Here is a 13,388-nt window from a genome sequence, read left to right as displayed (position 1 = left end):
TTTGGTCGCCCCCCCGCCCCCCCCCCCCCCCCCCCCCCCGCCCCCCCCCCCCCCCCCCCCCCCCCCCCCCCCCGCTCCTACGAAGGGCGGATTGGTGCGGGGCGTCAGGGCTTGCGCTGGGCCAGCAGGCGCTGCATGCGCGCTTCCAGGCGGCGCTGGAGTTCGGCTTCGATCTGTGGGGCGAAGTCGTCGAGGACGTCCTGCAGGATCAGCTGGGCCGCGGCGCGCAGTTCCAGGTCCAGGCGGTGCAGCTCGCTGGCGGCAGGCGAGGCTTGCGGCGCGGCGGGCTGGGCGGCGGCAGGTGCCAACGCCTGGGGCGCTGGCGTGACGACGTCGGAGAGCAGCGGAATGTTGTCCGGCTCGAAGGATTCGGTGAGCAGGGGCGGCTCGGCGCCCGATTCGTCCAGCAGGTCCTGGATCTTCTTCAGGTCTTCCAGCAGGTGGTCGGGGTCGTGCGGAGGCTTGCGGTTGTCCATGGTCTTGGCGGAGACGCTCTCAAGGGCGCGGCAGGCGGTGGTCCTGCAAAGGATAGCCCTGCTCGCGGTAGCGACGGAAATTCTCCCGCGCGGCCTGACGAATCGCCGGCTCCTCGATCACCAGCTCGGCAACCCGGTTGAAGTGGTCGACGAAGGCGGGGATGGCCAGGGTCAGGTTGATCAGCAGGTCGCGGTGGCTTTCCGGCGGCTCGGCGAGGGCGAGCACGATCGGCGAGTCGGCGTCTTCTTCCACCGCATTGTGTGGGATGAAGGTTTCGCCCCGGAAGTTCCACAGCCGGGCGTCCAGCGCATCGCGCTGGGCCTCGTCGCTGCACAGCACGAAGATGCGCATGCCTTGCCGCCAGGCCTTTTCGGCGAGGCGGCAGGCGATGGTCAGGCGTGCGTCGGGATCGGCGCTGGGGATGACGTAGAAGTCCACACGCGTCATGCGTTCGATCCCATCGGCAGGTTGCACTGGTCCATTACTTGGCGCGGTCCAGCAGGTACTGGGTCAGCAGCGGAACCGGACGGCCAGTGGCGCCCTTGTCCTTGCCGCCGCTGATCCAGGCGGTGCCGGCGATGTCCAGGTGCGCCCAGTGGAATTTCTTGGCGAAGCGCGACAGGAAGCAACCGGCGGTGATGGTGCCGGCCTTCGGCCCGCCGATGTTGGCGATGTCGGCGAAGGGGCTGTCCAGTTGCTCCTGGTACTCGTCGAACAGCGGCAGTTGCCAGGCGCGGTCGTCGGCGACTTCGCCGGCCTTGAGCAGTTGCTTGATCAGCGCGTCGTTGTTGCCCATCAGGCCCGAGGTGTTGGAGCCCAGGGCGACGATGCAGGCGCCGGTCAGCGTGGCGATGTCCACCACCGACTGCGGCTTGAAGCGCTCGACGTAGGTCAGCGCGTCGCACAGCACCAGGCGGCCTTCGGCGTCGGTGTTGAGGATTTCGACGGTCTGGCCGCTCATGGTGGTGACGATGTCGCCCGGGCGGGTCGCGCCGCCGCTGGGCATGTTCTCGGCGCAGGCCATTACGCCAACCAGGTTGATCGGCAGTTGCAGCTCCAGCACGGCGCGGAAGGTGCCGAACACGGAAGCCGCGCCGCACATGTCGAACTTCATCTCGTCCATGCCCAGGCCGGGCTTCAAGCTGATGCCGCCGGTGTCGAAGGTGATGCCCTTGCCGACCAGGACGTGCGGGGCTTCGTCCTTCTTCTTCGCGCCGTTGTACTGCAGCACGATCAGGCGCGGCGGCTGGTCGCTGCCCTGGGCGACGGCGAGGAAGGAACCCATGCCCAGCTCGCGCAGTTTCTTCTCGTCGAGGACTTCGACCTTCAGGCCCTTGTACTCCTTGCCCAGCGCCTTGGCCTGCTCGCCGAGGAAGGTCGGGTGGCAGAGGTTCGGCGGCAGGTTGCCCAGGTCGCGGGTCAGGGCCATGCCGTTGGCGATGGCCTGGGCTTCCTTGGCGCCTTGTTCGACGGCGGCGGCATCGGCCTTGTCGGCGAGCAGGGTGACCTTCTTCAGCTTCGGCGCTTCGGCCTTCTGGCTCTTGAAACGGTCGAAGACGTAGGTGCCATCGGCCAGGGTCTCCACCTGTAGGCGGGCCTTGCCGTGGGCGCTGCGGCCCTTCACAGCGAGGTCGCCCAGGGCTAGGACGGCGTCGGCGCCGGCCAGGTTCTTCAGATTGTTCAGGACGGCGGAAACCAGTTTGCGGTAGGCGCGGTCGGAGAGTTCGCGCTCTTTGCCGGCGCCCACCAGCAGGACGCGCTCGGCCTTAATGTTGGGTAAATCTTGCAGCAGTAGAGTCTGGCCCACCTTGCCTGCCAGATCGCCACGCTTGAGCAGGTTGGCGATGGCACCGCCGGTGGCTTCGTCGACAGCCTTGGCGGTAGCGCCGAGCTTGCGGCCTTCGCCCACGGCGATGACCAGGGTGGCGGTCTTGAGAGTTTCCGGACGTACGCTTTTTACAAGGAATTCCATGGCTGAGTGTCCCCGGGACAAAGAGCAGAAGGGTCTGCGAATGAAGATGGTCTGCGCAGTGACAGGCCTGGCGAATCGCAGGATAATGCCGGCTATTTGCGCTGGGTCGCGTCCGCGCGCACCCGGCAATGCTTCACGGCGGCTAGTTTGAGCGCAGCCGCCTGAGCGTGACAACCCTGGAGTGTCCGGTTTGATTGTCTTCCGTTACCTGTCCCGTGAAGTGCTGATCACCATGAGCGCGGTAAGCGCCGTGCTGCTGGTCATCATCATGAGCGGCCGTTTCATCAAGTACCTGGCGCAGGCGGCCCAAGGCCTGCTCGATCCGGGTTCGCTGTTCATGATCATGGGCGTGCGCCTGCCGGGCTTCCTGCAGCTGATCCTGCCGCTGGGCCTGTTCCTCGGCATCCTGCTGGCCTATGGCCGCCTGTACCTGGACAGCGAGATGACCGTGCTCACCGCCACCGGCATGAGCCAGCAGCGCCTGCTGGCCATCACCCTGGCGCCGGCGCTGTTCATCGCCCTGCTGGTGGCCTGGTTGAGCCTGTGGCTGGCGCCCCAGGGCATTACCCAGATGCAGCTGCTGCTGAACAAGCAGGATGCGATGACCGAGTTCGATACCCTGGCGCCGGGGCGCTTCCAGTCGATGCGCGACGGCACGCGGGTGACCTACACCGAAACCCTGGCCAACGAGCGTACGGAGCTGGGCGGGGTGTTCATTTCGGACAAGAACCGCCCGCGCAATGGCAAGGACGGCGGCACTTCGGTGCTGGTCGGCACCACCGGCGTACAGGAAATCCACGCCGACGGCAGCCGCTACCTGATCCTCAAGGACGGCTACCGCTACGACGGCACGCCGGGCCAGGCCGATTACCGCGAGATCAAGTACGACACCTATGCGGCGCTCCTGCCCAAGCCGGAAGTGAGCAGCGAGATCGATGACCGCGACGCCATCCCGACCTCCGAGCTGCTGGGTAGCGATGACCCGCGCATGCAGTCCGAACTGCAATGGCGCCTGTCCATTCCGCTGCTGGTGTTCGTGGTGACCGTGCTGGCGGTGCCGCTGTCGCGCGTCAATCCGCGACAGGGCCGCTTCCTCAAGCTGCTACCGGCGGTGCTGCTGTACATGGGTTACCTGGCGCTGCTGATTGCCGGTCGCGGCATGCTCGACAAGGGCAAGATTCCCATGGCCCTCGGCCTTTGGTGGATCCACGGGATATTCCTGGCCATCGGCCTGTTGCTGCTGTACTGGGAGCCGCTGCGTCTGAAGCTGGCCGCCAACCGAGCGAAGTCGGGCGGGGAGCTGAAGCATGCGTAAGCTGGATCGTTACATCGGCACGACCGTTTTCGTTTCCATTCTCGCGGTCCTCGGGGTGATCCTCGGGCTGGCCGAGTTGTTCGCCTTCGTCGACCAGCTGGGGCAGATCAGCGACAGCTACACCCTCACCGAAGCGCTGAAGTTCGTGCTGCTCACCGCGCCAAGCCGTGCCTACGACATGCTGCCCATGGCCGCGCTGATCGGCTGCCTGGTGGGCCTGGGTACCTTGGCCAGCAACAGCGAGCTGACCATCATGCGCGCCGCCGGCGTGTCGCTGCAGCGCATCGTCTGGGCGGTGATGAAACCGATGCTGGTACTGATGTTCGTCGGCATCCTGGTCGGCGAATACGTGATTCCCTATACCGAAACCGCCGCCCAGAGCGGCCGCGCCCTGGCGCAGAGCGGCAACGGTTCGCAAAGCTCCAAATCGGGCCTGTGGCACCGCCAGGGGCATGAGTTCATCCACATCAACGTGGTGCGTCCGGACGGCGTGCTGCTGGGGGTGACGCGCTACAACTTCGACGACAACCGCCGTCTGCAGACCGCGAGTTTCGCCCGCCAGGCCGTCTTCGAGAACAACCAGTGGCAGTTGCAGGACGTGACCACTACGGTGCTGCACGCCGCGGAGAAACGCAGCGAGGTGGTGAACCAGCAGAGCGAGACCTGGAACATCCAGCTCAGCCCGCAACTGCTCAATACCGTCGTGATGGAGCCCGAGGCGCTGTCGATCACCGGCCTGTGGGGCTACATCCATTACCTGCAGGACCAGGGCCTGAGCTCCAACCGCTACTGGCTGGCATTCTGGACCAAGATCCTGCAGCCGCTGGTCACGGCTGCCCTGGTGCTGATGGCGATCTCGTTCATCTTCGGTCCGCTGCGCAGCGTGACCCTCGGTCAGCGCGTGTTCACCGGCGTGCTGGTGGGGTTCACCTTCCGCATCGCCCAGGACCTGCTCGGCCCATCCAGCCAGGTCTTCAACTTCCCGCCGCTGCTGGCGGTACTGGTGCCGGCGGCGATCTGTGCGTTGCTCGGCACCTTGCTGCTGAAGCGGGCAGGCTAAGGAGGCTTTTGTAGGAGCGAGCTTGCTCGCGAACCTCTCGGCACCGAGCGGTTTTTTCGCGAGCAAGCTCGCTCCTATAAAAGGCAAGCAGCAAAAAGCCGGCAATCGCCGGCTTTTTTATTGCCTGGGAATCAGCCCCGGCCTTGGGTTGCCTTGCGCACCGCCTTGGGTATCTGGATTACGACGCTCTCCGAATAGCGGTCCTGCCAGGTGCGCTTGTCCTTGTCCCAGAGCATCCACAGGAAGCCCAGGCCGGCGCAGCCCCAGGACGCAATGGCGATGACGAAGCGCAACAGCGCCTGCATCAAGGTGATGCGCGTGCCGTCAACGTTCTGCACGCGCACCCCCCAGACCTGCATGCCCAGGGTCTGGCCGCTGTAGGTCCAGAACTTCGCGAAGAAGGCGAAGACGCTGATGAACAGCAGGCTGGATAGCAGCGGGTCGCCGGTCAGCGCGCCCTGATCGGCCAACATCCGGAGCTTTTCGCTGCCATAGATCAGGCGCAGGAACACTTGCTGATAGATCAGTGTCACTACCATCAGCAAGGCCACGCAGAGCAGGAAGTCGTAGAACATCGCGGCGAAGCGGCGGAGGAGCGTGGCAGGCGGGAAGTCTCCCTGGGGCTTTAGCTGCTGCGACTTGGGCATGAGCGTCTTCTGTGGCGATCAGGTTGAGTAGGGCGGGGATTATACGGATTCCGCCGACCGGCGTTCTGTGGCGGAGGCTGTTCTAAGCTCAAACCACGTCGCTGCCCACGGGGGAGTGGCAATGCGTCGCAGGTCGCGGCGCCGTCGAGCAAGGAACAAGGATGCCGCTACGCAGCTACACCCGGCGCAGGCTGCTGCCCCGCCTGGTCTTTTCCATTTCCATGGCGCTGCTGCCGCTGCTGCTGGGCAGCGCCATCCTTTATTGGCAGAGCCTGCAAACCCTGTCCGCCGAAGCGCGTACCGCCGCCAACGAGGCGGTACGGCTGTTCGACGCGATGCTCGGCAATGCGGCGGGCGCCGCGCGAGTGGCCCTGCTGCACGTGGACGAGGGCTGCGATGATGCCACCCTGGTCCTGCGCGAGCAGGTCGCCGTGGTGCCGTTCGTCCGCTCGGTCAACCTGACCCGCGATGACAACATCTATTGCACGTCCCTGTTTGGCGAGTTCCAGGCGCCTCTGGACACTGGTCTGTATGTGGCCGGCCAGCTACGCATGATGGCCGGCAATGAGGTGACACCCGATTACGCGCTGCTGATCCTGCGACTTGCGCAGGGGCGATTCGCGGCGCTGTCCACCGTGGATGGCCGCTACCTCAGCAACACCCTGCAACTGGTCGACCAGCGCAGCGACCTGCAGTTGCAAGTGGGCCGACAGTGGATGGACGAGCAGGGCAGGGTGCTCGACGGCGAGCCCGCGCCGCTGCCGCTGGGGCATGTCGAGCTGGCCTCCGAGCGTTTCCCGTACAAGGTCATCGGGGGCTTCCCCGCAGGGGCGCAATGGAAGCACATCCGCGAGGATTCGCTGCCGCTGGTGGCGCTGATGCTGATGCTCGGCGGGGTGTCCGGGATGGCCTGCTACTGGCTGTGGGGGCGCTCGGCGACACCCAGCCTGGAGCTCGAGCGCGCCTTGCTTGCCGGCGAGTTCGTCCCCTACCTGCAACCGCTGGTGGACGCCCGGGATGGACGCTGGGTGGGCGCGGAAGTGCTGATGCGCTGGATTCATCCCCGCGAGGGCATGGTCGGCCCGGACCTGTTCATCCCGCTGGCGGAGCGATCAGGCCTGATCCTGCCGATGACCCGCGAGCTGATGCAGCAGGTCGCGGCGGGCCTGGCGCCACATGGGGAGTTGCTGGGTGAGGGTTTCCATCTCGGCTTCAACATCAGCGCCCGACATTGCACCGAGCCCGGATTGCTGGAGGACTGCCGTGCGTTCCAGACACGCTTCCTGCCCCATCGCCCGGAGCTGACCCTGGAACTGACCGAGCGCGAGCTGATCGTTTCCAGCGAAGCGACCGACGAGTTGTTCGAAAGGCTTCACGGGTTGGGCATCAAGCTCGCCATCGATGACTTCGGCACCGGCAATTCCAGCCTGGCCTACCTCCACCGCTTCAAGGTGGACGCGCTGAAGATCGACAAGAGCTTCGTCGCGATGATCGGCGTGGATGCGCTGTCGTCCCACATCCTCGACAGCATCGTCGAGCTGTGCGGCAAGCTGGACCTGATGATCATCGCTGAAGGCGTGGAGACCGAAGAGCAGCGGGAATACCTGGCCCGGCGCGGGGTGGAAGTGCTGCAAGGGTATCTCTTCGAGCGACCGATGCCGCTGGCGGCATTTGTTCAGGCCCTGCAGGGGCGGTCACCCGGGCGCTGATCGCGCTTGTCCCCTCCCGCGGTGTGTGATGTGGCGCGCCGGGAAAATTTTTCGGCCTGGGAGTGGTTGGTGAACACCGGCTGTTCTGCGCCGGGAATTAATTGACTCGATAGTTAGCTGATGAATAGTCGGATAAAGATAGTTGGAAAGATGTAATGAATTCTCCTTTGTGTGGCGATATGGCTGCTTTTTAATAAGTTATCAGTGCTGATTTTGTTAATTTGAAATGCACTATGGCGAATACGCTTTCATGTTTTTTTCACTTTTTATTTATGTGGATTTTATGAATGGTACGGTTGTTCTTGAAGTTGCTTTCTGATGAGGCGCAAGCGGGATCGTTTTGAGACGGAAGTACCTGGTTTCGGGCCTTGCCGCTGATGCGAGGTTTCGCTCTAATGCCCGCGCCATAAAGGGGTGTTAGTATTTTGGCGCTCCAGATCTGATCATCTTTTCGTTAGCAATTTTTATCTATGACGATACGTCGGCGACGACTGGTATTGAATTACCGTGCCGGCGGGGTGGCGATTCGCCATTTAACTAATAGAGTCTTTGAAAAAGGGCCGGCAAAGTGAGTATCGATAATGCCAGTTAGTTCTCGTGGTTTTACCCTCATCGAATTGATGGTAGTGGTGGCGATAGTGGCGATCCTGGCTGCCATCGCTTATCCCAGCTACCAGCAGTACGTCATTCGCGGAAAGCGCTCTGCGGCCCAGGCGCAAATGATGGACATCGCCAATCGCCAGCAGCAGTACCTGTTGGCCAACCGCTCCTACGCCACCAAGACGCAGCTGGAAAGCGGCGGCTATAGCCTGCCCAGCGAGGTATCTGGCAATTACGGCTATTCCATCACCGTCGGCAGCGGGACGCCGCCGACCTTCACCATCACCTTCACCCCGAGCGGCGCGCAGGCCAGCGACGGCAACCTGACCCTGAGCAGTGACGGCAGCAAGACGCCGGCGGCCAAGTGGTGATCGACATGCTGACCTCCCGGCAACGCGGCTTCACTCTGATCGAGCTGCTCGTCAGCATCCTCATCATCTCCCTGGGTCTGCTTGGTCTGGCCAAGCTGCAGATGCGCATGCAGTTGTCGGACATGGAGTCCTACCAGCGTGCCCAGGCGCTGCTGCTGCTCAATGACATGTCCAGCCGGATGAATGCCAACGCGAAGAACTCTTCCAGCTACGTCACTGGCAGCAGCTCGCCGGTAGGTGCGGGCATGACCTGTCCGACCAGCAGCGGGACCCGTCAGCAAGCGGACCTGACCGACTGGTGCAACAGCTTGCAGGGCGCGGCCGAAGTGGGCGGCGGCAGCGTGAAGGCTGGTGCCATGCTCGGCGGCCGTGGCTGCATCGAGTCGCTGGGCAGCAACCAGTACCTGATCACCGTGGCCTGGCAGGGCATGTCGCCGATCTCCGCGCCGCCCTCGAGCGTGGCGTGTGGCAGTGGCAGCTACGACGGTAGTTCAGGCTGCAGCAGCGACCTCTGCCGGCGAGTGGTCACCACCATCGTGCGGGTCGCTTCGCTATGAGCGGCGTATCCCGACAGCGGGGCTTTACCCTGGTGGAGATGATGATCGCCGTGACCATCAGCCTGCTGATCATGGTCGCGGTTCTGACGCTCTACCTGAACCTGCGCCGCACCGGCGACGACATGGCCCAGACCAATGCGCTGATCGAGAACGGGCGCTTTGCTGTCGGACTGCTGCAGGAGGACATTGCCCATGCGGGGTTCTGGAATGGTTACGTCCCACAATTCGATGACCTGACGGCCGTTGATCCGCCTGCCGATTATCCGCAGGGGTTGCCGCCGGTGTGTTCCGCGTTCTCGACTTGGACTCAGCAGGACAGGACCAACTCCGTCGGCATCGTGGTGCAGACCTTTTCTGGAGTTCCGGCTGGCTGTGCGGGAGTCGTGACCAATCTTGCGAACAACTCCGACGTGCTGGTGGTACGGCATGCCGATACCTGCTCGCCGGGTATGGGTAACTGCGACGCGCTGGCGGCTGGCAAGGTGTATTTCCAGGCGTCCTTCTGCGACACCGATGTTGTCCCCTCTTCAGGTGCGAACCCCTTTGTTCTTGATACCGGCGGGTTCACTTTGCACCTGCGGGACTGCAACACGTCGGCGGAGCTTCGCAAGTTCGTCGTCGACCTCTACTACGTGCGCGACTACGCGGTGACCGCCGGCGATGGTATCCCGACCCTTATGCGTTCCACCTTCGACCTTTCCGGCGGCGCCACCCCGGCCAACGCGCTACAGCCGGCGGTACCGTTGATCGAGGGGATCGAAGCGTTCCGCGTCGAGCTCGGGGTCGACAGCCTAAGCAAGACAGGTGCCGCTCTCGACTACCAGGTCTCTCCGGATTGGGATGACCCAGCCGCCAGAGTCACCGTGAAGAACCGCGGCGACGGTTCGCCCGATGGCTCTTTCGTCCATTGCGGTGCCGGCTCCTGCACGGTGAATGAGTTGGCGAATGTGGTCGAGGCCAGGCTCTATATCCTCGCTCGCGCTCGCACCCAGACCGCGGGCTACAGCTCGGACAAGACCTACGCGCTGGGTGGTTCCACGCTCGGTCCGTTCACCGATGGCTACAAACGGCACCTGTTCACCTCCAGCGCCACGCTGGTGAACGTATCCCGGCGGAGGCAGACGCCATGAAGACGCAGCTCGGTTCAAGAGCCCAGCAGGGGGCGACCCTGGTGATTGCCTTGGTGATGTTGCTGATGCTGATGTTGATGGTCGGCAGCGCCTACACCCTCAGCGGCGCCAACCTCAAGGCGGTGGGCAACATGCAGTTCCGCAACGAGGCCATCGCCGCGGCCGATGTTGGCATCCAGCGGGTCATTGGCTCCGCGTTCACCACCTCGCCGGCGGGCGAGCAACTCGCTGTCGACATCAATAACGACGGTGCCACCGATTATCAAGTGTCAATGGCACCTCCAGTTTGTATGAGTGCCAAGCAGAGTTTCAGTCAGGATCTTTGCGATAACGACCATCAGGAGATGTGTTCGCAGGGCTGGGACACCGTCTGGGCGCTGAACGCCAATGTCGCCGATGCACTGACTGGCACTTCGGTGAAGGTGCGTTCCGGTGTGCGTGTGCATTTGACCGATACGCAGAAGGCTACGGTGTGCGGAGACGAGCCATGAAGATGAATAAGAACCGCAAGGCCGGAATGCTCCGGCAGATATTGACCCTCTGCCTCCTGTGGGACGCCCAGTCGGCCGTCCGTGCCGAGGATATCGACCTGTTCGTGGGCACGCCCACCAGCGCAACGGATGCCCCCAACGTCCTGATCATTCTGGACAATACGGCCAACTGGACCACCCCATTCAGTAACGAGATGACCGCCCTGGCGTCGGTGGTCAACGGGCTGCAGGTGAACAAGTTCCGCGTCGGCCTGATGATGTTCAGCGAGACCGGCGGTAGCGACAAGGGCAATGACGGCGCGTATGTGCGCGCGGCCATGCGGTTGCTGGATAGTTCCAGCAAGCCCAAGTACCAGGCATTGGTGAGCAGCCTGGGCGTGGGCAGCGACAAATCCAACGGTGGGAAGATCAGCAAGGCAATGGAGGAGGCCTGGCTCTACTACTCGGCGGGCACGCCGTACTCCGGCAACCAAAAGGCCAAGACCGACTTCACTGGCAACGCCGGCGGTACGGCGGCCTCCAATGCCATCTACGCCCTGAGCGGCAACGCCCTGTCAACGAAAAACGGGACCACCTACAGTAATCCGATCGTCGCCGGCTGCGCGAAAAACTTCATCATCTACATCAGCAATGGCGCGGCCCAGGACAACACCGCTGATCTCAAACAGGCCACCACGGCTCTGGCTGCCGCAGGCGGCAGTACCACGGCGATCCCCATTTCCCCCAGTGGCTCGCAGGACAACATGGCCGATGAATGGGCGCGCTTCATGAAGAAGAGCCCCAAGTCGATCACCACCTACACCGTGGACATCAACAAAGTCACCACCGGTCAGGGCCCGGGCTGGACCGCCCTGCTCAAGAGCATGGCCAACGTCAGCAGCGGCAAGTACTTCGATGTGACCGCCAGCGGCACGCAAATCTCCGATGCGCTGAATGCGATCTTTTCGGAGATTCAGGCCACCAACAGCGTGTTCGCATCGGTCACCTTGCCACTGAGCGTCAGTTCCCAGAGCAACTATCTGAACCAGGTGTTCGTTGGTATGTTCCGTCCTGACCCCGATTCCTTCCCGCGCTGGCCCGGCAACCTGAAGCAGTACAAGGTGGGCACGATCAACGGCCAGTTGACGACGATGGACGCCGACAGTAAGGACGCGATCAACAGTGCCACCGGCTTCATCACCGAATGTGCGCGCAGCTTCTGGACCCCCACTTCACTGGACACCTACTGGACTTTCAAACCGCAGGGTAATTGTGGAATAAGCGGCTCGGATGCCTCGAACTATCCCGATGGCAACATCGTCGAGAAGGGGGCCCAAGCCTATGTATTGCGCCAAGCCAGTTCGCGGAACACGAAGACATGCGATCCAACGACTTGCACCGCGCTCACGAACTTCAATGCTGCCAATACGGCTATTACCCAGGCCTTGCTAGGGGCGGCGGACGCCACTGAACGCAGCAACCTGATCAACTGGGCTGTTGGCGTCGACAATCAGGATGAGAACACCAACGGCAACATCACCGAGATGCGTCCGTCGGTGCACGGTGACGTGGTGCATTCGCGCCCCGCGGCCATTAACTATGGCACGGAGGCCTCGCCATTGGTGGTGGTGTACTACGGTGCTAACGACGGTCTTTTACGTGCCATAAACGGTAACCGTAGCGGTAATGTCGCCGGTGTCACTCCTGGGAGTGAAATCTGGTCGTTCATGCCGCCTGAGTTCTATCCGCGGATCAAGCGTCTGCGTGATAACAACGTGACCATCAGCTTCCCAGGCCACACTACCGGGACGCCCACACCGCAGCCGAAGGATTACGGCATGGACGGCTCTGTCTCCGTGGTCCAGCAAGGCTCCAACAATTGGATCTATGCCGGTATGCGTCGTGGTGGTCGTGCCCTTTATGCCTTCGACGTCACCACGGCTGCGAGCCCAACGTTGAAGTGGAAAATTGGCTGCCCCAATTTGAGTAACGACACCGGCTGCAGCACCGGCTTTGCTGGTATGGGGCAAAGCTGGGCGACGCCGGTCTCGTTTCTGGCGCGAGGCTACGCCAGCGGGACGTCCTCGATTCTGGTGATGGGAGGCGGCTACGACAACTGTGAGGATGCTGATCCCAACACCTGTACCTCGTCCTCAAAAGGTAGGCACATCTATCTCTTGGATGCCAATGCCGGAACCCTGCTCAAGACGTTCGATACTGACAGGGGCGTCACTGGCGATGTTGCCATGGTCAAAAACAGCAGTGGCATGGCGATGTTCGGTTATGCCACCGATCTGGGTGGCAACGTCTACCGTATCTCCGGGCTGGATGCCAACAGCCCCATCGGTAACACCGATCCGGCTAATTGGACCATTACCAAGATCGCTTCCCTGGGGTGTGCCACGGTGTCCACCTGCTCGGCCAATCGCAAGTTCCTTTATGGTCCTAAGATCGGCATCGTCAACGGTCAGTACCTGATCATGGTCGGATCTGGTGACCGCGAGAAGCCCCTGCTCAGCTACAGCTCCGCTGCTAGTGTGGCGAATCGGTTCTATGCCTTTCGGGATAAGCCCAGCGACGCCAGTTGGTTGAGCGTGGAGAACACCACCTGTGGCAGCAACCTGATCTGCAATAATTCGCTGTTGCCCATTATCACCGACGCAACACCCACCAACACACAGCTTGCGGCCTACCCTAAGGGTTGGTACTTGGGCATGCAATCTACCGAACAGGTAGTCACTTCAGCGCTGGTGCTGTTCAACAGCATCAGATTCAGCACGCATCAGCCCGCAGTGCCCAGCAGTACCAGTTGTTCGAGTCTAGGGACGGCGCGCGCATACACCATAAATTATCTGAACGCTGCCGGTGTCAATGGTCAACGTTATGTGGTCATAGCCGGTGGTGGCTTGCCGCCCCCTCCGGTAGGCGGGCGTGTGACGTTAGATGATGGAACCAAGAGGGACGTCGTCTTCGGCGGTTCTGGCGATTCGACCCTCAAGGGCACTGATGCGGGTTCGGCGACGGAGAACAACAGGCCCAAGTCCTGGGTATTCTGGGACATCGAGCGATAGGGGCCGGCC

At 62.6% G+C, this 13,388-nt stretch carries 12 protein-coding genes; 8 read left to right on the top strand and 4 right to left on the bottom strand.

Translation table 11 applies throughout. The features are described from left to right. Positions 1-104: 104 nt before the first annotated feature. From ACCC94_RS10665 to ACCC94_RS10655, 3 genes are read right to left on the bottom strand one after another with little or no spacing between them, the layout of a single operon-like run. Positions 105-476, bottom strand: coding sequence for a DNA polymerase III subunit chi (locus tag ACCC94_RS10665; protein ID WP_413349407.1), 372 nt, complete (start codon positions 474-476; stop codon positions 105-107). Positions 477-495: 19 nt separating this feature from the next. Beyond that, positions 496-924, bottom strand: a complete 429-nt coding sequence (locus ACCC94_RS10660) for a DNA polymerase III subunit chi (RefSeq protein ID WP_413349406.1) — start codon at positions 922-924, stop codon at positions 496-498. 34 nt (positions 925-958) lie between these two features. Next, positions 959-2,449: a leucyl aminopeptidase gene (locus ACCC94_RS10655; RefSeq protein WP_413349405.1), complete on the bottom strand. Its 1,491-nt coding sequence runs from the start codon at positions 2,447-2,449 to the stop codon at positions 959-961. Positions 2,450-2,639: 190 nt separating this feature from the next. On the opposite strand from ACCC94_RS10655, the gene lptF reads away from it, so the two are divergent. Together lptF and lptG are read left to right on the top strand one after the other, a co-directional pair. Further along, the gene (lptF, locus tag ACCC94_RS10650) at positions 2,640-3,764 is read left to right on the top strand and encodes an LPS export ABC transporter permease LptF (RefSeq protein WP_413349404.1); all 1,125 of its coding nucleotides are present in this window, start codon (positions 2,640-2,642) and stop codon (positions 3,762-3,764) included. Beyond that, a complete protein-coding gene (gene lptG, locus ACCC94_RS10645; RefSeq protein WP_413349403.1) occupies positions 3,757-4,824 on the top strand; it encodes an LPS export ABC transporter permease LptG in 1,068 nt (355 codons plus the stop codon). Before lptF ends, lptG begins: the two co-directional genes overlap by 8 nt. A gap of 131 nt (positions 4,825-4,955) precedes the next feature. Here lptG and ACCC94_RS10640 read toward each other — a convergent pair whose 3' ends face one another. Continuing rightward, complete coding sequence (locus ACCC94_RS10640; protein ID WP_413349402.1) at positions 4,956-5,471, bottom strand: RDD family protein; 516 nt, start codon at positions 5,469-5,471, stop codon at positions 4,956-4,958. Positions 5,472-5,632: 161 nt separating this feature from the next. On the opposite strand from ACCC94_RS10640, the gene ACCC94_RS10635 reads away from it, so the two are divergent. From ACCC94_RS10635 to ACCC94_RS10610, 6 genes are all read left to right on the top strand, one after another. Next, the gene (locus ACCC94_RS10635) at positions 5,633-7,180 is read left to right on the top strand and encodes an EAL domain-containing protein (RefSeq protein ID WP_413349401.1); all 1,548 of its coding nucleotides are present in this window, start codon (positions 5,633-5,635) and stop codon (positions 7,178-7,180) included. 581 nt (positions 7,181-7,761) lie between these two features. Next, entirely contained in the window at positions 7,762-8,151 is a 390-nt protein-coding gene (locus ACCC94_RS10630; RefSeq protein WP_413349400.1) for a type IV pilin protein, read from the top strand. Between the two features lie 5 nt (positions 8,152-8,156). After that, complete coding sequence (pilV, locus tag ACCC94_RS10625) at positions 8,157-8,708, top strand: type IV pilus modification protein PilV (protein ID WP_413349398.1); 552 nt, start codon at positions 8,157-8,159, stop codon at positions 8,706-8,708. Then, positions 8,705-9,838 (top strand): PilW family protein, encoded by a 1,134-nt coding sequence (locus ACCC94_RS10620; protein WP_413349397.1) that lies wholly within the window; start codon positions 8,705-8,707, stop codon positions 9,836-9,838. The genes pilV and ACCC94_RS10620 overlap by 4 nt, the downstream gene beginning before the upstream one ends. Continuing rightward, entirely contained in the window at positions 9,835-10,329 is a 495-nt protein-coding gene (locus tag ACCC94_RS10615; RefSeq protein ID WP_413349395.1) for a hypothetical protein, read from the top strand. The genes ACCC94_RS10620 and ACCC94_RS10615 overlap by 4 nt, the downstream gene beginning before the upstream one ends. After that, the gene (locus tag ACCC94_RS10610) at positions 10,326-13,379 is read left to right on the top strand and encodes a pilus assembly protein (protein ID WP_413349394.1); all 3,054 of its coding nucleotides are present in this window, start codon (positions 10,326-10,328) and stop codon (positions 13,377-13,379) included. The genes ACCC94_RS10615 and ACCC94_RS10610 overlap by 4 nt, the downstream gene beginning before the upstream one ends. The last annotated feature ends 9 nt before the right edge of the window (positions 13,380-13,388 follow it).

Origin of the sequence: Pseudomonas sp. Pseusp97, from assembly GCF_047304025.1 — a bacterium.
In the GTDB taxonomy this organism is placed as follows: Bacteria; Pseudomonadota; Gammaproteobacteria; order Pseudomonadales; family Pseudomonadaceae; genus Pseudomonas.
This window is presented reverse-complemented; position numbering and strand designations above follow the sequence as displayed.

Coding starts and splice junctions, on each gene's coding strand:
- ACCC94_RS10665 (WP_413349407.1), bottom strand. CDS start 476: ATGGACAACCGCAAGCCTCCGCACGACCCCGACCACCTGCTGGAAGAC.
- ACCC94_RS10640 (WP_413349402.1), bottom strand. CDS start 5,471: ATGCCCAAGTCGCAGCAGCTAAAGCCCCAGGGAGACTTCCCGCCTGCC.
- ACCC94_RS10615 (WP_413349395.1), top strand. CDS start 9,835: ATGAAGACGCAGCTCGGTTCAAGAGCCCAGCAGGGGGCGACCCTGGTG.
- ACCC94_RS10610 (WP_413349394.1), top strand. CDS start 10,326: ATGAAGATGAATAAGAACCGCAAGGCCGGAATGCTCCGGCAGATATTG.
- lptG (WP_413349403.1), top strand. CDS start 3,757: ATGCGTAAGCTGGATCGTTACATCGGCACGACCGTTTTCGTTTCCATT.
- ACCC94_RS10620 (WP_413349397.1), top strand. CDS start 8,705: ATGAGCGGCGTATCCCGACAGCGGGGCTTTACCCTGGTGGAGATGATG.
- ACCC94_RS10655 (WP_413349405.1), bottom strand. CDS start 2,449: ATGGAATTCCTTGTAAAAAGCGTACGTCCGGAAACTCTCAAGACCGCC.
- ACCC94_RS10630 (WP_413349400.1), top strand. CDS start 7,762: ATGCCAGTTAGTTCTCGTGGTTTTACCCTCATCGAATTGATGGTAGTG.
- ACCC94_RS10635 (WP_413349401.1), top strand. CDS start 5,633: ATGCCGCTACGCAGCTACACCCGGCGCAGGCTGCTGCCCCGCCTGGTC.
- pilV (WP_413349398.1), top strand. CDS start 8,157: ATGCTGACCTCCCGGCAACGCGGCTTCACTCTGATCGAGCTGCTCGTC.
- ACCC94_RS10660 (WP_413349406.1), bottom strand. CDS start 924: ATGACGCGTGTGGACTTCTACGTCATCCCCAGCGCCGATCCCGACGCA.